General features: G+C 67.5%; 20 protein-coding genes and 1 pseudogene. 9 read left to right on the forward strand and 12 right to left on the reverse strand.

What is annotated here, in order from left to right; genetic code table 11:
- Positions 1–143 precede the first annotated feature (143 nt).
- The 6 genes from argG (at position 144) to WS49_RS19130 (ending at position 5,280) form a co-directional block, all read left to right on the forward strand.
- Positions 144–1,481, forward strand: coding sequence for an argininosuccinate synthase (argG, locus tag WS49_RS19110; protein WP_059531840.1), 1,338 nt, complete (start codon positions 144–146; stop codon positions 1,479–1,481).
- Between the two features lie 213 nt (positions 1,482–1,694).
- Entirely contained in the window at positions 1,695–2,192 is a 498-nt protein-coding gene (locus tag WS49_RS19115; RefSeq protein ID WP_059531843.1) for a hypothetical protein, read from the forward strand.
- Between the two features lie 150 nt (positions 2,193–2,342).
- A complete protein-coding gene (locus WS49_RS36520; RefSeq protein WP_257127734.1) occupies positions 2,343–2,477 on the forward strand; it encodes a hypothetical protein in 135 nt (44 codons plus the stop codon).
- A gap of 128 nt (positions 2,478–2,605) precedes the next feature.
- Entirely contained in the window at positions 2,606–3,232 is a 627-nt protein-coding gene (locus tag WS49_RS19120) for a LysE family translocator (RefSeq protein WP_059531846.1), read from the forward strand.
- A gap of 12 nt (positions 3,233–3,244) precedes the next feature.
- Positions 3,245–4,006, forward strand: coding sequence for a class I SAM-dependent methyltransferase (locus tag WS49_RS19125; RefSeq protein WP_059531850.1), 762 nt, complete (start codon positions 3,245–3,247; stop codon positions 4,004–4,006).
- Between the two features lie 50 nt (positions 4,007–4,056).
- The gene (locus WS49_RS19130) at positions 4,057–5,280 is read left to right on the forward strand and encodes an RtcB family protein (RefSeq protein ID WP_059531853.1); all 1,224 of its coding nucleotides are present in this window, start codon (positions 4,057–4,059) and stop codon (positions 5,278–5,280) included.
- 44 nt (positions 5,281–5,324) lie between these two features.
- Here the strand turns inward: WS49_RS19130 and WS49_RS19135 are convergent.
- Positions 5,325–5,459: pseudogene (locus WS49_RS19135) on the reverse strand (methyltransferase); the annotation flags it as partial.
- A gap of 91 nt (positions 5,460–5,550) precedes the next feature.
- On the opposite strand from WS49_RS19135, the gene WS49_RS19140 reads away from it, so the two are divergent.
- The gene (locus WS49_RS19140; protein ID WP_059531860.1) at positions 5,551–6,846 is read left to right on the forward strand and encodes an O-acetylhomoserine aminocarboxypropyltransferase/cysteine synthase family protein; all 1,296 of its coding nucleotides are present in this window, start codon (positions 5,551–5,553) and stop codon (positions 6,844–6,846) included.
- Between the two features lie 35 nt (positions 6,847–6,881).
- Here the strand turns inward: WS49_RS19140 and WS49_RS36130 are convergent, their stop codons facing one another.
- The 3 genes from WS49_RS36130 to WS49_RS19150 are packed head-to-tail and all read right to left on the reverse strand — an operon-like array spanning position 6,882 to position 7,882.
- Positions 6,882–7,007: a hypothetical protein gene (locus tag WS49_RS36130; RefSeq protein ID WP_257127733.1), complete on the reverse strand. Its 126-nt coding sequence runs from the start codon at positions 7,005–7,007 to the stop codon at positions 6,882–6,884.
- Entirely contained in the window at positions 7,007–7,504 is a 498-nt protein-coding gene (locus tag WS49_RS19145) for a hypothetical protein (protein ID WP_257127732.1), read from the reverse strand. The genes WS49_RS36130 and WS49_RS19145 overlap by 1 nt, the downstream gene beginning before the upstream one ends.
- A gap of 33 nt (positions 7,505–7,537) precedes the next feature.
- Positions 7,538–7,882 carry a DUF4148 domain-containing protein gene (locus WS49_RS19150; RefSeq protein WP_257127740.1) on the reverse strand — a complete coding sequence of 115 codons (345 nt, stop codon included), beginning with the start codon at positions 7,880–7,882 and terminating at the stop codon, positions 7,538–7,540.
- 246 nt (positions 7,883–8,128) lie between these two features.
- Between WS49_RS19150 and WS49_RS19155 the strand changes: the two genes are divergently transcribed.
- A complete protein-coding gene (locus tag WS49_RS19155) occupies positions 8,129–9,289 on the forward strand; it encodes a porin (protein ID WP_059531866.1) in 1,161 nt (386 codons plus the stop codon).
- A gap of 204 nt (positions 9,290–9,493) precedes the next feature.
- On the opposite strand, the gene WS49_RS19160 is transcribed toward WS49_RS19155, so the two are convergent.
- Complete coding sequence (locus WS49_RS19160) at positions 9,494–9,742, reverse strand: hypothetical protein (protein WP_257127731.1); 249 nt, start codon at positions 9,740–9,742, stop codon at positions 9,494–9,496.
- Positions 9,743–10,036: 294 nt separating this feature from the next.
- On the opposite strand from WS49_RS19160, the gene WS49_RS19165 reads away from it, so the two are divergent.
- Complete coding sequence (locus WS49_RS19165) at positions 10,037–10,327, forward strand: DUF4148 domain-containing protein (RefSeq protein ID WP_059531872.1); 291 nt, start codon at positions 10,037–10,039, stop codon at positions 10,325–10,327.
- Between the two features lie 94 nt (positions 10,328–10,421).
- Here the strand turns inward: WS49_RS19165 and WS49_RS19170 are convergent, their stop codons facing one another.
- The 7 genes from WS49_RS19170 to pnuC form a co-directional block, all read right to left on the reverse strand.
- Positions 10,422–11,849, reverse strand: coding sequence for a heavy metal sensor histidine kinase (locus tag WS49_RS19170; protein ID WP_059531875.1), 1,428 nt, complete (start codon positions 11,847–11,849; stop codon positions 10,422–10,424).
- Positions 11,846–12,529: a heavy metal response regulator transcription factor IrlR gene (gene irlR, locus WS49_RS19175; RefSeq protein WP_059466657.1), complete on the reverse strand. Its 684-nt coding sequence runs from the start codon at positions 12,527–12,529 to the stop codon at positions 11,846–11,848. Before irlR ends, WS49_RS19170 begins: the two co-directional genes overlap by 4 nt.
- Positions 12,529–15,741 carry an efflux RND transporter permease subunit gene (locus WS49_RS19180; protein ID WP_059531878.1) on the reverse strand — a complete coding sequence of 1,071 codons (3,213 nt, stop codon included), beginning with the start codon at positions 15,739–15,741 and terminating at the stop codon, positions 12,529–12,531. Before WS49_RS19180 ends, irlR begins: the two co-directional genes overlap by 1 nt.
- A 56-nt stretch (positions 15,742–15,797) precedes the next feature.
- Positions 15,798–17,267, reverse strand: a complete 1,470-nt coding sequence (locus tag WS49_RS19185) for an efflux RND transporter periplasmic adaptor subunit (RefSeq protein WP_059531881.1) — start codon at positions 17,265–17,267, stop codon at positions 15,798–15,800.
- Between the two features lie 26 nt (positions 17,268–17,293).
- Complete coding sequence (locus tag WS49_RS19190) at positions 17,294–18,598, reverse strand: TolC family protein (protein ID WP_059531884.1); 1,305 nt, start codon at positions 18,596–18,598, stop codon at positions 17,294–17,296.
- A 228-nt stretch (positions 18,599–18,826) separates the two neighbouring features.
- Positions 18,827–20,035 (reverse strand): phosphotransferase enzyme family protein, encoded by a 1,209-nt coding sequence (locus tag WS49_RS19195; protein WP_059531887.1) that lies wholly within the window; start codon positions 20,033–20,035, stop codon positions 18,827–18,829.
- A gap of 36 nt (positions 20,036–20,071) precedes the next feature.
- Positions 20,072–20,683, reverse strand: a complete 612-nt coding sequence (gene pnuC / locus WS49_RS19200) for a nicotinamide riboside transporter PnuC (RefSeq protein WP_059531890.1) — start codon at positions 20,681–20,683, stop codon at positions 20,072–20,074.
- Between the last annotated feature and the right edge of the window lie 34 nt (positions 20,684–20,717).

Here is a 20,717-nt window from a genome sequence, read left to right on the forward strand (position 1 = left end):
GGTTAACCGCCCGCCGGGCCCGCCGCGACAGGCCCGACGACGTATTGGCGCGAAAATCAGGTCTTGCCCCAACTTCCCGGACAGCCGATACTCGCATATTCCGCGAAATACGATCCCACCGGCTTCAATCCACGGTAATTCCTATGAGCACGATTCTCGAAAGCCTCCCGACCGGCCAGAAGGTCGGTATCGCCTTCTCCGGCGGCCTGGACACCAGCGCCGCGCTGCACTGGATGAAACTGAAGGGCGCCGTCCCGTACGCATATACGGCGAACCTCGGCCAGCCCGACGAAGACGATTACGACGCGATCCCGAAACGCGCGATCGAATACGGCGCAGCCGGCGCCCGCCTGATCGACTGCCGCGCGCAGCTCGTCGCCGAAGGCATCGCCGCGCTGCAAAGCGGCGCGTTCCACATCACGACGGCCGGCGTCACGTATTTCAACACGACGCCGATCGGCCGCGCCGTGACGGGCACGATGCTCGTCGCCGCGATGAAGGAAGACGGCGTCAACATCTGGGGCGACGGCAGCACGTACAAGGGCAACGACATCGAGCGCTTCTACCGCTACGGCCTGCTCGTGAACCCGGATCTGAAGATCTACAAGCCGTGGCTCGACCAGACGTTCATCGACGAACTCGGCGGCCGTGCCGAAATGTCCGAATTCATGAACCAGGCCGGCTTCGCATACAAGATGTCGGCCGAGAAGGCGTATTCGACCGACTCGAACCTGCTCGGCGCGACGCACGAGGCGAAGGATCTGGAAAGCCTCGAAAGCGGCATCAAGATCGTGAACCCGATCATGGGCGTCGCGTTCTGGCGCGACGACGTGAAGATCGCCGCCGAAGAAGTGACGGTGCGCTTCGAAGCGGGCCAGCCGGTCGCGCTGAACGGCGTCGAGTTCAAGGACCAGGTCGAGCTGCTGCTCGAGGCGAACCGCATCGGCGGCCGCCACGGCCTCGGCATGAGCGACCAGATCGAGAACCGCATCATCGAGGCGAAGAGCCGCGGCATCTATGAAGCCCCGGGCCTCGCGCTGCTGTACATCGCGTACGAGCGTCTCGTCACCGGCATCCACAACGAAGACACGATCGAGCAGTACCGCGAGAACGGCCGCCGTCTCGGCCGCCTGCTGTATCAGGGCCGCTGGTTCGACCCGCAGGCGATCATGCTGCGCGAAACGGCACAACGCTGGGTCGCGCGCGCGATCACCGGCGAAGTGAAGATCGAACTGCGCCGCGGCAACGACTACTCGATCCTGAGCACGAAGTCGCCGAACCTCACGTATCAGCCGGAACGCCTGTCGATGGAGAAGGTGGCATCGACGTTCTCGCCGCGCGACCGGATCGGCCAGCTGACGATGCGCAACCTCGACATCACCGATACGCGCGACAAGCTGCGCGTGTATTCGCAAGTCGGCCTGCTGACGCCGGGTGAAGCTTCGGCGCTGCCGCAGATCAAGAGCGACAGCGGCGAGTAAGCCGCCTCGTTCGACGCCGGGCACGTAGCCGATACACGCCCCGGCGGGGCAAGCCGCGTATGCGTCGTCGCATGCGCGGCCTGCCGTTTCCCTTCCGCCTCTCCCCTTCCTGCATTTCCCGCTATCGCATCACGTTCGCGTCGCCCGCGAACGGCGCTGCAACGCTGCTGCGTTCATGGCAAGCTGAGAGTCGTTCGAATTCAGACTCGGCTCATGACTTCCCTCATCGTCATTCACCTGAACGGCCCGATCAACAGCGGCAAGACGACGATCGGTCGCGCACTCGCACGCCTGCTGCCCGATGCACGCTTCATCGACGGCGACGATCACGACGCGCCCGGGGACGCCCCGTTCGACGTGCAGTGGGCGATCGCGCTGACGCGTCTCGTCACGCAGGTCGCGCAGGCCAATGAACGCCACCTGGTGACCGCTTACCCGATCGGCGAGGCGGAATTCGAACGCCTGCGCGCGGCCTGCGATGCACGCGATGCGCGGCTGTTCGTCGTGACGCTCGCGCCACCGGAGGCGATCGCGTCGTCGGATCGCGGCACGCGGGCGCTGACGGACTGGGAGCGGCAACGTATCGCCGAGATGTATCGGGAAGGCTATGCGGCACGTGCGTTCAGCGATTGCGTGATCGATACGTCGAAGGCATCGGCCGATGCATGTGCGTTGGAGATCGTGCAAAACGTCCGCGCATCGGGCGCATAGCGGAACCTTCGACCGCTGCGTCCGGCAAGTCCTGCCTTCAACGATGCTGTCACCTCCCGACACGACGTGCTCGCGCCCACCCTTGCGACTCAGCAACAGAGCGTGCCCGCCACCACGTAAGGCCTTGCCGCATACCCACCCGTCACGTGCATGAGCCAGTCGATCGCGAACGACCCGATGAAACCGCGCAAGTTACTGATCGAATTGATCATCGCGATCCCGCGGCCGCGTCGGCGCCGGATACGGGCGTCCGTGGATTTTCTGGCGGCGAAGCTGGGCGAGTGAAGGCCGGCGACCGGAGCAAGCATCGATGCCCGAAACGCTGATATTCTGGCGAATCGAGCAGTGAACGATCGGAACATTCGCGCCGCCGCGTCATCCCCCGCCGCTGCGCCAACCTTGCCGGAGCCGCCATGTTCGACCTGACCACGCTGACCACCTTCACCGCCGTCGTCCTGGGTCTGTTCCTGATTCCCGGCCCCGCCGTGCTGCTCGTGCTGAGCCGCACCGTGCAGGGCGGCCGCAAGACCGGCATCCTGACCGGGCTCGGCGTCGCGAGCGGCGACTTCGTGCACACGCTGTTCGCGGCGGTCGGGCTGTCGGCGCTGCTGATGACGTCGGCGCTCGCGTTCAACGTCGTGAAGCTGGTCGGCGCCGCGTACCTGATCTACCTCGGCGTGCGCGCGCTGCTCGACAGGCCGTCCGATCCGTCGCTGCCGAAAGTGTCGCCCGTCACGCCGCTGAAGGCGTACCTGCAAGCGATTCCCGCCGAAGTGCTGAACCCGAAGACCGCGCTGTTCTTCCTCGCGTTCATGCCGCAATTCGTGCATCCGGAACGCGGCTCGACGTTCGTGCAGTTCGCGGTGCTCGGGCTGATCTTCGTCGTGCTCAGCTCGCTCTACACGACGCTGATCGCGTGCTCGATCCGCCCGCTCGGCCGCCTCGTGAAGCGGCTTGCGTGGCTCACGCGCTGGCAGGGGAAGATCATCGGTTCGATCTTCATCGCGCTCGGGCTGCGCGTCGCGGTCCAGCAACGCTGACGCGCGTTTCGCATGACGTCCGACGCGGCAACCGCCGGCGAAATCCTCTATACCGACCCGCGCCTCGTCGCGGTCTACGACCGGTTCAACGCAGGCGATCGCGACTTCGCGTTCTACGCATCGCGCATCGGCGCCACGCGGCAACGGATTCTCGATCTCGGCTGCGGCACCGGCACGTTCGCGCGCCGGCTCGCGGCGGCCGGGCACGACGTCGTCGCGATCGATCCCGCGCCCGCGATGATCGACCATGCGCGACGCCAGCCTGGCGCCGGCGCGGTCGGCTGGCTTGCGTGCGATCTCGGCGGCCTGCCGCCCGGCGCGCCGTTCGATGCCGTCGTGATGACCGGACACGCGTTCCAGTGTCTGCTGACCGACGCGGACATCGACGCGACGCTGCACGGCGTGCGGCGCGTGCTGGCCGACGGCGGCCGCTTCCTGTTCGACACCCGCAACCCGCGTGTCGAGCCGTGGCGTGGCTGGACGCCGCAGGCGTCCGCGTCCCGCATCGATTCGCCCGAGTTCGGCCGCGTCGAGCTGCACCATGCGGTAACCGCGGTCGAGGGCCCGATCGTGTCGTTCGACACGGTCTACCACTTTCAGCGCGACAATACGCGGATGAAGAACGCGAGCCGGCTGCGCTTCATCGCGCAGCCCGACCTGCGGGCGCGCGTGGCGGCCGCCGGCTTCACGTCGGCGGAATGGTGCGGCGACTGGCACGGCGCGCCGTTCGACGACGCGGCCAGCGCGGAGATCATCGCGATCTGCCACGCGTGAGCAGTTGAATGCCGCGCCGGACGCGAATAGTGGAATGAAGGGTGAAGCAAATGGGTAGCGACGAATTCCAGGTGATGGAATTGTCGAACGGCAAGCCGGTGAAGATGTGGACGCAAGGCGTCGCGGTCGAGGACGATGCGCGCGCGCAGTTGCGCAACACCGCGCAGATGCCGTTCATCTTCAGGCACGTCGCGGTGATGCCGGACGTCCACCTCGGCAAGGGCTCGACGATCGGCAGCGTGATTCCGACGAAAGGCGCGATCATTCCGGCCGCGGTCGGCGTCGATATCGGCTGCGGGATGATGGCGGCGCGCACGACGCTCACGGCAGCGGACCTGCCGGACTCGCTCGGCGGGCTGCGCAGCGCGATCGAACGCGCGGTGCCGCACGGCCGCGTGCCGGGGCGCCGCGATCCCGGAGCATGGGGCGATCGCACGCCGCCCGCCGTGACCGAGTCGTGGAAGTCGCTGCTGCCGGGCTTTCAGCGCATCGTCGACAAGTATCCGAAGCTGGTGAAGACGAACCACCGTGCGCATCTGGGTACGCTCGGCACGGGCAACCATTTCATCGAGGTGTGCATCGACGAGGCCGGACGCGTGTGGTTCATGCTGCACAGCGGCTCGCGCGGCGTCGGCAACGCGATCGGCAGCCTGTTCATCGAGCTCGCGCAGGCCGACATGCGGCAGCACATCGCGAACCTGCCGGATCGCAATCTGGCGTATTTCACCGAGGGCAGCCGCCACTTCGACGATTACGTCGAGGCGGTCGGCTGGGCGCAGGACTACGCGCGCCGCAACCGGCAGGCGATGATGGACGCGGTGATCGGCGCGGCGCGCGGCGTGATCGCGAAACCGTTCGCGGTCGACGAGCATGCGGTGAACTGCCACCACAACTACGTGCAGCGCGAACGCCACTTCGGCGAGGACGTGCTCGTGACCCGCAAGGGCGCGGTGTCCGCGCAGAAGGGGCAGCTCGGGATCATTCCGGGCTCGATGGGCGCGAAGAGCTTCATCGTGCGCGGCCTCGGCAATCCGGAGAGTTTCTGTTCGTGCAGCCACGGCGCCGGACGCTCGATGAGCCGAACCGAGGCGAAGCGCCGCTTCACGGTCGACGACCAGGTGAGCGCGACGCGCGGCGTCGAATGCCGGAAGGACGCGGGTGTCATCGACGAGATCCCGATGGCCTACAAGGACATCGACGCTGTGATGGCGGCGCAGCGCAGCCTCGTCGAAGTGGTGCACACGCTGCGTCAGGTGGTGTGCGTGAAAGGATAGCGCGGCGCGCGTCACGCGCCGACGATCGAGATCGAAAACCCGTCCCAGCCGCCGAGTGTGCCGACTTCGAGGGTGCGCCGTGCGCCGCGAATCGTCGCCAGCAGTTGCAGCAGCTTGCCCTGGTTCGGCGCGACGTTGATCGCGGGCAGCCCGGCCGCGTCGCTCGTCGCGAGCGCGGCGGCCGCATAAGCAACCAACCATTCGTTCTAAAGGCGGCAGCGCACCTGCTCCTATAATCGCTCGACCACGACAACAACAGACGGAGCACCCATGACCGATCAGGCCACTTCGAACTGGCGACTCGAAACCATCGCCGTGCACGGCGGCTATCGTCCCGACCCGACCACGCGCGCGGTCGCGGTGCCGATCTACCAGACCGTTGCGTACGCATTCGACGACACGCAGCACGGCGCGGACCTGTTCGACCTGAAGGTCCAGGGCAACATCTACACGCGAATCATGAACCCGACGACGGACGTGCTCGAGCAGCGGATCGCCGCGCTCGAGGGCGGCATCGGCGCGCTCGCGCTGGCGTCGGGCCAGGCGGCCGTCACGTACGCGATCCAGACGATCGCCGAAGCCGGCGACAACATCGTGTCCGCCAGTTCGCTGTACGGCGGCACCTACAATCTGTTCGCGCATACGCTGCCGCAATACGGCATCACGACGCGCTTCGCCGATCCGCGCGACCCGGCATCGTTCGAGCCGCTGATCGACGCACGCACGAAGGCAATCTTCGCGGAATCGGTCGGCAACCCGCTCGGCAACGTGACCGACATCGCCGCGCTCGCGGAAGTCGCGCATCGCCACGGGATCCCGCTGATCGTCGACAACACGGTGCCGTCGCCGTATCTGCTGCGCCCGTTCGAACACGGCGCGGACATCGTCGTGCACTCGCTGACGAAGTATCTCGGCGGCCACGGCACGAGCCTCGGCGGCGCGATCGTCGATTCGGGCAAGTTCCCGTGGGCGCAGCACGCGGACCGCTTCAAGCGACTCAACGAACCCGACGTCAGCTATCACGGCGTCGTGTACACCGAAGCATTCGGGCCGGCCGCCTATATCGGGCGCGCGCGGGTCGTGCCGCTGCGCAACATGGGCGCGGCGATCTCGCCGTTCAACGCGTTCCAGATCCTGCAGGGTATCGAGACGCTCGCGCTGCGCGTCGAGCGCATCAGCGACAACGCGCTGAAAATCGCGCAGCATCTCGCGCGCCACGAACATGTCGAGTGGGTGAACTACGCGGGGCTGCCCGATCACCCGGATCATCCGCTCGTCGCGCGCTACCTGTCGGGCCGCGCGCCCGGCATCCTGACGTTCGGCGTGAAGGGCGGCCGCGACGGCGGCGCGAAGTTCCAGGACGCGCTGAAGCTGTTCACGCGGCTCGTCAACATCGGCGACACCAAATCGCTCGCGACGCATCCGGCCTCGACGACGCACCGCCAACTGTCGCCGGCCGAACTCGCGAAGGCCGGCGTGAAGGAGGAAACGGTGCGGCTGTCGATCGGCATCGAGCACATCGACGACCTCCTCGCCGATCTCGACCAGGCGCTCGCGCAAGTGTGACCTGGCGCAGGCGTGCACACGCCCGCTCAAGGTGTTCAATCCCCGGTTGATGCCGGAGCGACGCCCGGCACGAAATCGTCGTGCGTCATCCGGCATTTCACCGGGTTCATCGTGTTCTTCCCGATCGAAGGTTCGGTGAAGGCCGGCTGAAGCACGAGCATCACCACGTCGTCGCGGCGGTCGGATACGTCTCGACGATGCGTGTGCCGTTAACGGGCGTCACGCCCTCGTTGCGCAATGCGGCCCACAGGTCGATCGCATGCTCGCGCGACTTGCGGCTGCCGTCGTCGGTCAGCACGTTCAGCGCGATCACTTCGTCGCGCGTGGTCAGTTGCAGTTGCTCCTTCAATTTGCGCGACTGATGCGACGCGGTACGCACCTCGCGAAGCACGATCCGCTGCTCGGCGAGCGGCGCCGGCGCGGCGCCCGCCTCGGCGGGCAGGAACGTGAGCCGCCCGTTCCCGACTTCGCATTGCCCGCGCGTGAACGTCGCGCTCCACTCCCCCGCCGGCACGGCCGCGAACTCGCAGCGCATCCGTTCGCCCGCGCGGCGGCCGGCGTCGTGTTCCGGCGCATGCGACAGCGCGCGCTCCGGCCAGCCGGCCGCCGTCGCGGCCGTCGCCGTCAGGCACGCAGCCAGTACGATCGCTTTCATCATGTTGCGCATCGTCCGTTCCTCCTCGAAAAAATATCAACGCACTGCCAAGCCGTTGTCATGCGCATCGACGACCGGCGCGGATTCGCCGCGATGCACCGTCGCGCGATGGATTTCCTGATTGCGGGCGATGGTGGCCGGGCTCGGCGGATAGTCGTGCTTCGGACTCGGAATCACGCCGTCGTGACGGGCGCGCAGCAGTTCCTGGCGCACTTCCTGCCGGGTCCTGGACTGCGCGGTGGCCGACTGCGAGAAAGCGGCGATCGACAGCGCGGCAACGGCGATCGAAATCAGGGGTCGTCGAATGTTCATGAGCTTCGCTCCTGGTCCGGAATGGGTAACGTGAGTTCCAAGATTGATCCGGCGGCGGTGCGCGATCATGAACACGGGATGACGATTTCGTCATCGCATGCCACGCCCTGAATCGCAGTGCGAAGCAAATCGACGAGATGCTTCGACTCACATGACGCGCGGATGACATTTTTCTCATTTGTCCCTCACCGTCGCGATTCGAACGGTTCCCAGAATCGCCTGCACGTTCGCCATATTCGTCGCCCGCACGCGGAATGCGCGGCGGCACCATCGACGGACGCACGAAACGATCAACTCGAACCTCAGGGACCCAACATGAACACTCCATCTCGGCTCGTCATGCTGTCCGGTGCGCTGCTCACGACCGCCCACGCGGTTCACGCGTCGGAAGTCAGCCTCTACGGCCTGTTCGATACGTCGCTGACGTATGTATGGAACGCCAATGCAGACGGCAAGAATCTCGTCGGCCTGGGCAACGGCAACCTGCTCGGGAACCGCTTCGGCGTGAAAGGCGCGGAAGACCTCGGCGGCGGGCTGAAGGCGATCTTCACGCTGGAGAACGGCTTCAATCCGAATACCGGCGCGCTTGGGCAAGGCAACCGGATGTTCGGTCGGCAGGCGTTCGTCGGTCTCGACAGCTCGCGCTGGGGCACGCTGACGATCGGCCGCCAATACGACGCGCTTGCCGATGTCGCATGGCCGATTACCGGCGATTTCTACTTCGGCAGCGTGTATGCGACGCCCGGCGACGTCGACAACTACGACACGTCGTCGCGAACCGACAACGCGGTAAAGTACACGTCCCCCGTGATCGCCGGGTTCCAGTTCGTCGGCATGGTTGCGCTCGGCGGCGTGGCCGGCAAGACGGGCGCGGGACAAACCTGGTCGGCCGGGCTTTCGTACGGCAACGGCCCGATCGACGTCGCGGGCGGCTACTACTACGCGGCCAACAAGTCGCCGCTTGCCGACGGCATCCGAACCGGCTGGAACGGCACCTCCGACGGCACGTTCGACGGATCGCTGGTCAACGGCGGCTACATCTCCGCGAAGTCGATCGGCATTGCACGCGGCGCGTTGCGCTACAGCTTCGCGCCCTTCGCGGTCGGCATCGACTACAGCAACGCGCAGTACAAGGCCGATGCGATGTCCGCGTTTCGCAACACGCAGAAATACGATACCGTGCGCGGCTTCTTCAACTATCAGGCGAGCGCGAGCCTGCTCGTCGGCGTCGGCTACAGCTACACGAAAGCCCGCGGCGATACGCGCGCGACCTACCATCAGGTGTCAGCCGGCGCGGACTACGTGCTGTCGAAACGCACCGATCTCTATGCGGTCGGCGCGTGGCAACGCGCGAATGGCGAGCAACGCACGCTCGACGGCGGCACGCAGACGGCGCAGGCGTCGATCGGCTCCTACGGCTACGGCGGCACGCGCACGCAAGGAATCGTCAATCTCGGGCTGCGCCATCGATTCTGATCGGGGCAGCGGCAACGCGCGGGCACGCGCATGACGAAAATTTCATCTTCCGATCAGGTTCGCGATGCATCGTGTCGCTACCATCGAATGCGTGACGGGCGATGCCCGTTGCAATCCACGCAAGCGGATCGCTGTCGCACGGCACGATCACGCGTTCGGCCCGGACACCGTGAGTGCCGGGCTTTTTTTCGTCAGTACGACAGATCAAGGCGTGACGTTGCGCTTCGGGAACAGGCACGGATGCGTCTTCACGTGGAAGTTCGGATTGCCACAGCGATGTCCCGCATAGTCGATCTGCTCGCCGGGCGTCAGGCCGGCGGGCACCGCATTGCGCACGGCCTTCGGCGCGGACGATCTGACCGTTCCTGCATCGTGACGGGACGAAGCGCAACCGGCGACCAACGGGGCAATCAGCAACGCAAGCAACGACAGGCGAATGGCGGGACGATCCACTGTTTGGTCCGGAATGAAAGTCGAAACGAAGCCGGCCGCCTTCCATGCCGGTGCGGCGAACGGCGCGCATGCCGACGACACCATCGGCCGTCGGCAAGCGACATGCTCCGCTTTCCGTTCATCGCACGCATGACCCGAATATGACGATTACGTCATGTCGGCCAGGGCCCACACGTTGGACACGCAGCCGCGCAATCTGACGGATTTTTCATCTGCCGATCACGGTCACGCTCGGCTGCTTTCGCATACTGGTTCCATGGATCGCCACCCGGCGGCCTCATCAAGGAGAGCTCCATGAAAACGGTAAAACTCGCTGCCCTGTTCGTCACCGCGACGCTGTCGCTCGGCATCGCCACGCAAGCCGCATTCGCACAAACGCAAACACAAATGCAGGGCAAGACCCGCGCGGAAGTCATCAACGAACTGAAGCAGGCGCAGCATGACGGCGTGGTGCCGACGAGCAAGACGCAGTACCCGCCGACCGGCGAGATCGTCGCGCGCAACAAGGAGCTTCACGGGATTTCGGTGCATGCCGGCGAGAAGGCGCCGCAGGCCGACAATCACGACAGCCTCGCGACCCGCTGATGCCGGTCAGGCGCGGGCGCTGCCGCGCGATCGCGGGCAGCGTGCCGCGCGCCGCCGTATCGCGGCGAACGCGCGGCCGTGCCGGCGTGCGATCTCAAGCATGGGTCGCCGGCATCGTCTTCGGCGCACCCGGCGGCCGCTGCGGAAAGCGCAGCCAGAATGTCGTGCGCCGGCCGGGAACGCTGTCGACCCCGCATTCGCCGCCATGGTTGTCCATGATCGACCGGACGATCGCGAGGCCGAGGCCCGTCCCCGACGCCGAATTGTGCCGCGACGGATCGACGCGATAGAAGCGCTCGAAAATCCGCGCGACGTGCTGCGCATCGATGCCCGGCCCCGTATCCGATACGGCGATCGTCGTCGCGCCGGCCTGTTCCGAACAATCGATCGTCACGACACTGCCGCGCGGCGCATACGCCAGCGCATTGGACAGCAGGTTGCTCAACGCGCGCTGATACAGCGTGAGATCCGCATCGACCCATGCGTAGCCGTCGACCTTCACCGACACACCCGCGTCCTCCGCGAGCGGCTCGTAGTAGCCGGCGACTCGCGAAGCCTCCTCGGCCGCATCGAGCCGCCGCACGTCGATCGACGTGCCGGCCTGCTCCGAGCGCGCGAGGAACAGCATGTCCTCGATCATCCTCGACAGCCGCTGATACTCGTCGATGCTCGACTCGATCACGCTGCGATATTCGTCCGCGCCGCGCGGCTGCGACAGCACGACCTGCGCGGCCGCCTGCAGGTTCGTGAGCGGCGTGCGCATGTCGTGCGCGAGATTCGACGAGAACTGGCTCAACCGCGTAAACGATTCGTTCAGGCGCGCGAGCATCCCGTTGAACGCATGCTCCAGTTCCTTCAGTTCGCCTGACGTTTCGAGCTCCGGCAGCGGATGGGCCAGCCGGCTCGTCGACATCTGCTCGGCCCGCGCCGCGAAGCGCCGCAGCGGGCTCAGCCCGAGCGCCGCGATGCCGTATGCGATCGCGGCCGCCAGCACGACGCCGAACACCTCGATCACGACGATCGTATAAGCGTGCGTGCGCAGCAGCAGCACGTCGGCGCTGCGGTCGTACTGCACCGCGACGCGCACGACGGGCGCGCCCGCGCCGGCGAGCGGCACGGTCATCACCAGATACTGATGCCGCACGCCGGGCGGCGCGACGAATACCGGAATACGGCCCGCGGCCGTCGACAGCAGCGGCGCGTAGGTCCGGAATCCCGGCGTGCCGACGATGCGCGTGCCGGCCGCATCGTAGATCGCCAGGTCCATGTTCGGATGCCCATGCAACTGGTCGATCCAGATATCGGGGTTGCGCGCGACGTCGGCCGTCGAACGCGCTTCCGCCAGGTGCGTGCCCAGCGCGGTCGAAATACCGGCCATCTGCTCGGCCGCCGTCGTCTCGATGCGATTGCTCAACGCCTCGTACAGCGCGACGCCGCTCGAGGCGAGGATCACCGACGTCGACAGGATGATCAGCGCGGTCAGGCGTCCGCGCAGCGTGCGCGGCAGCAGGCGCGCGATCATTTGGCCGCGCCGTCGCGCACTTCGAGCACGTAGCCCATCCCGCGCACGGTGTGGATCAGCTTCGGTTCGTAGGCGTCGTCGATCTTCGAGCGCAGTCGCCGGATCGCGGAATCCACGACGTTCGTATCGCTGTTGAAGTTCATGTCCCACACCTGCGACGCGATCGTCGCGCGCGGCAGGATCTCGCCTTCGCGACGCATCAGCAGCCACAGCAGCGCGAATTCCTTCGCGGTCAGCAGGATCGTGTCGCGCTGCCGCGTGGCCTTGCGGCGCGTCAGGTCGAGTTCGAGATCGGCCACGCGCAGCGTGTTCGAATCGCGCGGCTGGCCGCGCCGCAAAATCGACTTGATGCGCGCGGTGAGTTCGACGAAGTCGAACGGTTTGGCCAGATAATCGTCGGCGCCGAGTTCGAGCCCCTTCACGCGGTCGCCGACGTCGTCGCGCGCGGTGAGGAACAGCACGGGCGTCGACTTGCTGCGACGCAGGTTCTGCAGCAACGTCCAGCCGTCCTGCCCCGGCAGCATCACGTCGAGCACGAGCAGATCGTACTCCTCGGTCTCGGCCTGATGCTGGCCCGTGATGCCGTCCTCCACCCAGTCGACGACATAGCCGGCTTCGGTCAGGCCCTTGCGCAGATAGGCGCCGGTTTTCGGTTCATCCTCGACAATCAGAATTCGCATCACGCATTACCCTTGAAGAAACCCAGCCGGCGCAGCACGCCCGCGCCGAACCCGCCGCGCAATACCGCGCGCCACGACACCGCGTGGCTCACGCGGTACAGCACCGGCAGCACCAGCAGCGTCAGCGCCGTGGACGACAGGATACCGCCGATCACGACCGTCGCGAGCGGGCGCTGCACCTCGGCGCCGGTGCCGGTCGCGAATGCCATCGGCAGGAAGCCCAGCGACGCGACGAGCGCGGTCATCAGCACGGGCCGCAGCCGCGTGAGCGCGCCTTCGCGCACGGCCGCGTCGAGCGGCATCCCGTCGTCGCGCAGGTTGCGGATGAACGAGATCATCACGAGACCGTTGAGCACCGCGACGCCGGACAGCGCGATGAAGCCGACCGCCGCAGTGATCGACAGCGGAATCCCGCGCAGCCACAACGACACCACGCCGCCGCTCAGCGCGAACGGAATGCCGGTGAAGACCAGCAGCCCGTCCTTCACGTTGTTGAACATCACGAACAGCAGCACGAACACCATGAACAGCGCGAGCGGCACGACGAGCTTCAGCCGCTCGCTCGCGCTCTGCAACTGCTCGAACTGGCCGCCCCACGACACCCAGTAGCCGGCCGGCACGCGCACGTCCTGTTGCAATTGCTCGCGCGCATCGGCGACGAACGAGCCGACGTCGCGGCCGCGCACGTTCGCGCTGACGACGACGCGCCGCTTGCCGTCCTCGCGGCTGATCTGGTTCGGGCCCGGCGCGACCTCGATCGTCGCGAGTTCCGCGAGCGGCACGTACGGCGCCTGCGCGAGCGGCGCGCTGGCACCCGCTGCCGGCGCCGGCAGCGCGATCGGCAGACGCTTGATCGCCTCGATGTCGGAGCGCAGCTCGTCCGGCAGCCGCACGACGATGTCGAAGCGGCGATCGCCCTGGAACAGCGTCCCCGCCTTCTGCCCGCCGACGGCCGCGGCCACCGTATCCTGCAGGTCGGCGACCGTCACGCCGTAGCGCGCGAGCTTGTCGCGGTCGAGGTTGACGGTCAGCACGGGCAGGCCGGTGGTCTGCTCGACCTTCACTTCGGATGCGCCCGGCACCTTCTGCAACGCGGCCGCGATCTGCTCGCCGGTCTGGTTCAGCACGGTCATGTCGTCGCCGAAGATCTTCACCGCGACGTCGCTGCGCACGCCCGAGATCAGTTCGTTGAAGCGCAACTGGATCGGCTGCGAGAACTCGTACGCGTTGCCCGGCAGTTCCGCGAGCGCCTCTTCGATCTCGCGCACGAGCTGGTCGCGCGGCTTGTTCGGGTCGGGCCACTTGTCGGTCGGCTTCAGCATGATGTAGCCGTCCGACAGGTTCGGCGGCATCGGATCGGCCGCGATCTCGGCCGTGCCGGTGCGCGCGAACACGCGCTCGATTTCCGGAAAGCGCGCCTTCAGCGTCTTCTCGATCGACTTCTGCATCTCGACCGATTGCGACAGGCTCGTGCCGGGAATGCGCAGCGCGGCGACCGCGAGATCGCCTTCGTTCAGGCTCGGGATGAACTCGCTGCCGAGCCGCGTCGCGAGCCCGAGCGTGGCCAGCACGATCGCGCTGGCGCCGAGCATCACGCGCGCGGGGCGCGTCATGAACGCGGCGAGCACGGGTTCGTATGCACGCCGCGCCCAGCCCATCAGCCGGTTTTCCTTTTCCTCGACGCGCTCGCCGATGAACAGCGCCACCGCTGCCGGAATGAACGTGACGGTCAAAACCATCGCCGCCGCGAGCGCCATCACCACGGTGACGGCCATCGGATGGAACATCTTCCCTTCGACGCCCGTGAGCGCGAAGATCGGCAGGTACACGACCATGATGATCAGTTGCCCGAAGATCAGCGCGCGGCGCGCCTCCTGCGATGCGCCGAATACTTCCGCGAAGCGCTCGTCGCGCGTCAGCGGCCGGCCGGCGACGGCCTGCGCATGCGCGAGCCGTCGCACGCAGTTCTCGACGATCACGACCGCGCCGTCGACGATGATCCCGAAGTCGAGCGCGCCGAGGCTCATCAGGTTCGCGCTGACCTTCGCGTTGACCATCCCAGTGAACGTCATCAACATCGACAGCGGGATCACGAGCGCGGTGATCAGCGCCGCGCGGATGTTACCGAGAAACAGGAACAGCACCGCGATCACGAGGATCGCGCCCTCGAGCAGGTTTTTCTTCACCGTCGCGACGGCCTTCTCGACGAGCACGGTGCGGTCGTAGACGGGAATCGCCTTCACACCGGCCGGCAGCGTGCGGTTCACGTCCGCCATCTTCGCGGCGACGGCTTTCGCGACCGAGCGGCTGTTCTCGCCCATCAGCATGAACACCGTGCCGAGCACGACCTCCTCGCCGTTCGACGTCGCCGCGCCGGTGCGCAGCTCGCGGCCGATGTCGACCTGGCCGACCTCCTTCATCCGCACCGGGACGCCGCCGACGTTGGTCAGCACGATGTTCGCGATGTCGTCGACGGTGCGCGCCTGGCCCGGCACACGCACCAGGTACTGCTCGCCGCGCTTCTCGATGTAGCCCGCGCCGACGTTGTCGTTGTTGCGTTCGAGCGCGCGCACGACGTCGGCGAGCGTCAGCCCGTACGACATCAGCTTCGCCGGGTTCGGCGCGACGCGGTATTCCTTCACGTAGCCGCCGATCGAATTCACCTCGGTCACGCCGCGCACGTTTCGCAGTTGCGGCCGGACGACCCAGTCCTGCAGCTCGCGCAGGTCGGCCGCCGTGTAGCGCGTGCCGTCGGGCTTGCGCGCGGCCGCGTCGGCCTCGACGGTCCACAGGTAGATCTCGCCGAGGCCGGTCGACGTCGGCCCCATCGCGGGCGCGATGCCCGCCGGCAACTTGTCCTTCGCTTCCTGGATACGTTCGTTGACGAGCTGCCGCGCAAAGTAGATGTCGGTGCCGTCCTTGAAGATCACGGTGACCTGCGACAGACCGTAGCGCGAAATCGAACGCGTCTGCTCGAGGCCCGGCAGGCCGGCCATCACGGTCTCGACCGGATACGTGATGCGCTGCTCCGCCTCCAGCGGCGAGTAACCGGGCGCGGCCGTGTTGATCTGGACCTGCACGTTCGTGATGTCGGGCACCGCGTCGATCGGCAGCTTCTGGTAGCTGAACACGCCCAGCGCGGCCACGGCCGCGATCGCCAGCATCACGAGCCAGCGGTGCGCGATCGCAAAGCGGATCAGGCGCTCAAACATGGCGGGATTCCTCGAAGCGGGGAACGTCCACTGCGTGGGCCTTCGATGCGTGACGCTCATTCATGTTCCGCGCTCCCCTTGCCGAGCTCGGCCTTCAGCACGAAGCTGTTCGCGGCCACATAGTCCTGGCCCGGCTTGAGCCCCTTCAGCACTTCGGTCGCACGGTCGTCGCGCCGCCCCGTCTCGACGGCCTGTGCGACGAAGCCCTTCGGCGAGCGCACGAATACCGACGGCACGCCGTCGACGTCCTGCAGCGCGTCGCTCGCGACGGCGAGCGGCACGGCCTGCTTGCCCGCGTCGACCGACACGTTCACGAACATCCCCGGCCGCCACACGCCGTCCGGATTCGGCAGCACGACGCGCGCGGGCGCGGTGCGCGTCTGTTCGCCGAGCAGCGAGCCGACGTAAGCGATCGGGCCGCTCGAGCGCGATTCGAACGCGGTCGCGCTGACCGTCGCGTCGCGGCCGACGCGCACGTCGTTCAGCCGCTGCGCGGGCACGGCCATCTCGGCCCACACCGTCGACAGGTCGGAGATCACGAACATGCTCGCGTCTGCGGCGATCGCTTCGCCGGGCGTCGCATGCTTCTCGACGATCGTGCCCGCGAACGGCGCGCGCAACTCGTAGCGGTTCAGCGCGCCCGCGCCGGCCGGCGCGTTCAGCGCGGCCAGTTTCTGCCGCGCGTTCTGCACGGCGATCTCGGCCTCGCGCAACTGAACCTGCGCCTGCTGGTAGTCCTGTTCCGCCGAGATGCGCTCCTGCCACAGCGTGCGTTCGCGTTCATAGGTCGCGCGCGCGCCCGACAACCGGCGTTCGGCGGTCAGCAGTTCGCTGCGACGGTCCGCGAGATCGGTGCTCGCGATCACGGCCAGCACCTGCCCCTTCGCGATGTTCTGCCCGAGCGACACCGACACCTGTTCGACGATGCCGGCCACGCGCGGCACGACGTGCGCGGTGCGATCCTCGTTGAATTTGATCTCGCCCGGCAGCTGGAACGGCGTGGCGATCTGCGCGGGGCCGGCCTTCGCGAGCGCGATCTTCGACGTCTGCAGTTGTGCGTCGGTCAGCGCGATCGCGCCGTCCGCACGGGCGAACGGAAACGACGCGGCCTCGTTGCCCGCCTTGACGTCGATCGTCGCGTCGAACACGTGCGGCTTCGCGATCGATTGCGCCGACACGAACTTCTGGCCCGCCGCGTCGAAGCGCATCGGTTCGTGCGAGCGGTCGTACCGCACCAGCGTGCCGGACACGGCAACGCCCGTGGTCGCAGGCTTGCCGTCGACGAACGGATAGACGACGAGCCGCGCGTCGCCGGGCTTTTCCGTCATCACGATCTCGACGGACAACTTGCCGCGCGTGAGCACGACGCCGCCGTGCGAGCCGGTGCCGACGCCGTCGGCCGCCTGCGCGGCTTCGGTACCCGCGGGCACTGACGCGCCGCCTCGCGTGACGGCGAGCGCGCCGAGCACGATCCCGACGCCGCCGAGCACGGCCGCCGCAATGATGAAGATTCTGCTGCGTGACATGATGATCCTTCAGGTAAGAAGCGCGGCTATTGCGCAACGGCCGCGAGCGGCGTGCCGACGAGCCGGCCGATATCGGCGCGGGCCGCATGTGCGTCGGCGAGTGCGCGCACGTATTGCGATTGCCCCTGGAACAGCGTGCGCTGCGCGTCGAGCACGTCGAGGAAGCTGAACTTGCCGAGCTCGTAGCCGCGCGACATCGCATCGAGCGCGAGCCGCGCGCCGGGCAGGATGTCGGTCTTCAGCCGCCGCGCTTCCTGCGCGGCCGCGTCGAAATTCGCGTACGCCTGCGTGAGTTCGAGCCGCAGCCGCGTGCGCTCGCGGTCGAGATCGGCATTCGCGCGCTCGGCCTTGTGCGTCGCTTCGAGTAGCGCGCCGCGGTTCGTGTCGAACAGCGGAATCGGAATCGACACGCCGACCACCGCTTGGTTGTCGGGCACGCCGCCGGTCGTCACCCGCTTCATGCCCGCGCTGACCGTCACGTCGGGAATGCGCCGCGCGCGTTCGAGCGACACGGCCGCGTTCGAGCGCAGCATCTGCGCACGCGCGACGCGGGCGAGCGGCGCATCGTCGAGCTGCGCGGTCAGCGCGGACAGCGGCTCGACCGCCGGCACCACTTCCAGATCGCCGAGCGCGACGCGCCGGTCGCTGCGCGCTTCACCCATCACCGCATTCAGCTTCTCGCGCGCGACGTCGACACGGCCGCGCGTGGTCGCCACCTCGATCTGGACGCCGGCCGCCGCCACCTGCGCCTTGGTCGCCTCGACCGGCGACACCTTGCCGGCCTGCGCGCGGCGGCCCGCGAGGTCCGCCGAGCGCGCGGCGATCGCGGCCGACTCTTCGGTGACCTGAAGTTGCCGCTGCGCGGCAAGCAATCCGTAGAACGCCGCGATCACATCGGCGCGCACGGCGGCGCCCTGCTCGTCGAGCGACGCATTCGCGGCCTCGCGGCCGTACGACGCGACATCGAGCCGTGCGCGGCGCTTGCCACCGAGTTCGATGGTCTGGTTGATCAGCGCGGTCGACGTGCGCTCCGCACGGCTGAAGCCTTCCTGCAGGAACGACACTTCCGGATTGGGACGCGCGCCGGCCTGCATCAGCGCGCCGGCCGATGCGTCGACGTCCGCGCGCGCGCCGCGCAACGCCGGGTTGTTGCGGGCCGCTGCCGCGAGCGCGTCGGACAACGTCAGCGATGGGGAAGAAGCGGCGTCGGACGGCGGTGCAACAGCGGAAGCCGTCGAGGCCAAGGCCGGGGCCGCGACCTGCAGCGATTGCGCATGGGCCGTCGCGGCCGTCGCGAAGACGACGGCCACGGCGAGGGTGAGCTTGAGCATGTTCGGTTCTGCGATAACGGTTCGCACCGATGCTACGGATCGGGTGCAGTGCGAACATGAGCCGAAGATGACATTTCCGTCATGTTGGATGCGACGGCGTGCGGACGTGCGGCGTCCTGCGGAAGCAGGGTCCGCTTCGTGGATCGGATGATTTCAGTGAATGTGCGGTGCGATCGCCGCACGGAAGGAAAACAACATTGCCGGCTCGACGACGGCCGGCGCGCAGCTTTACACGCCGCCCCGCTTCGCGCGCCGGCGTTGCACCAGCCAGTCGAGCAGTTGTCGTCCGTCGCGTTCGCCGAACCAGCGTGCGTGCCCGAGCAGGTAGCCGTCGTATGCGACGTCGACGATCGCCGGGGCCTCGATGATGCACCCGAAATACGCGACTTCCGACAGCGCGAACTCCGTATGCACGATCGGCAGCATCGCGACCAGCGCCGCATACGCATCGTCGCTCAACGGTTCGAGCGATTCATAGCCGTCGAGCAGCGCATCGATGTGCGCGTATTCGATGCGGCGCGCATCGGCCGGCGCCATCCAGTCGATCGTATTGCGCTCGATCGCCAGCGCGACGTCCATCACCGCGCAGGTGCGATCGGACAGGCCGAAGTCGAGCACGGTGCGCACCTGTGCGCCGGGGCCGGCATCGGTCCACAGCAGGTTCGACGCATGCCAGTCGCCGTGCGTCCACAGCGGCGGCAGCGCGGGAAGCAGCTGCACGAGGCGCGCATGATACGGGCCGATCGCGTCCGCTACGTCGCCGCGCCAGTCGCGCGTGCCGAGCGCGCGCACCAGCAGCGGCTGCGCATCGACCCAGCGTTCGAGCGCACCCGCCAGATCGGTGGACGACAGTACGCGAAAACTCGACAACAGCGTGCGCACGGGCCGCGCCGGCGCATCGTAGCCGGCCGATGCGCGATGCAGTTCGGCCAGCGCGCGGCCGGCCGCGTATGCATGCGAAGGATCCGTGAACGGCTGCCACGACATCACGCCGCGATACGCATCGACACCCGGCGCGACCACGTGCACTTCATAGGTCCAGTCGCCGGATGCGAACGCGGTCGCGCCGTCGCGACCGGCGAGCACATCGGCGACCGGAACGTCGCGTGCACGCAGATGCGCGATGAAGCGATGCTCTTCCTCGAGTCCGGCGACATCACGCAGGCTCACGTGATGACGCTTGACGAACAGCGTGCGCTCGTCCGTCGTGTGCACCAGCACGGCCGCCGAGAACGGCCGCGGGCTGTGCCACGTGAGCCGCGCCGGCGCGCCGACGCCATCGATCCGCGCGAGCACGCGCGCGACTTCGTCGTGCGTCATCAGCGGCCAGTCGCGTTCGGCCTGCTCGCCGTCGACGCCGAATTGCGGCGGTGCGACGTCCCGCGCGTCGGCGGCGTCACGCGACGCAGGCGCGTTCGGCTCGAGAGGAAATGTCATGAACGACGCAGCTCCGTAGTTGAATCGGCCCGTGAATCAGCCCGCCGGGCTCGCCGTCGCGCGCAGCGCGTCGGCCGTCCGGCTCCAGTCGCGCCAGCCGATGACGGCGAGCGCGATGAACAGCGCATAGAGTCCGGCCGTCAGATACAGTTCCTTGAACACGAACATCCCGACGTATACGACGTTCACGACGATCCACAACCCCCACGACGCGATGTAGCGCCGCGCGGTCCAGTATTGCGCGACGAGGCTGAACGCGGTCAGCGACGCATCGACGAACGGCAGCGCCGCGTCGGTCCAGCGCGCCATCATCCCGCCGAGCAGCGCGCTGCCGACGACGGCCGCGATCAGGTCGGGCAGCATCTGCCGCGGCCGCACGCCGGTGACGGGCGCGACGTCGCCGGCCGGCGCCGCGCCGCCGCTCGCCTCCAGCGTACGCTGCGCGATCCAGCGGCGCCAGCCGTACACCTGCAGCACCGCGAACGCGCCCTGCAGCAGCATGTCGGAATACAGCTTCGCGTCGAAGAAGATCCAGCCGTACAGCGCGACCGACGCGAGCCCGACCGGCCAGCACAGCATGCGTCGTTTCGCGGTCAGCCAGATCGCGAGCGCGCTGACGATCACGCCGGCGATTTCGAGTGGGGACATCGTCTGTGCTCTCCTGGTTGGCTGCCGGGGCCGC

The sequence above is a fragment of the Burkholderia sp. RF7-non_BP4 genome (assembly GCF_001521935.1).
Taxonomy (GTDB): Bacteria; Pseudomonadota; Gammaproteobacteria; order Burkholderiales; family Burkholderiaceae; genus Burkholderia; species Burkholderia diffusa.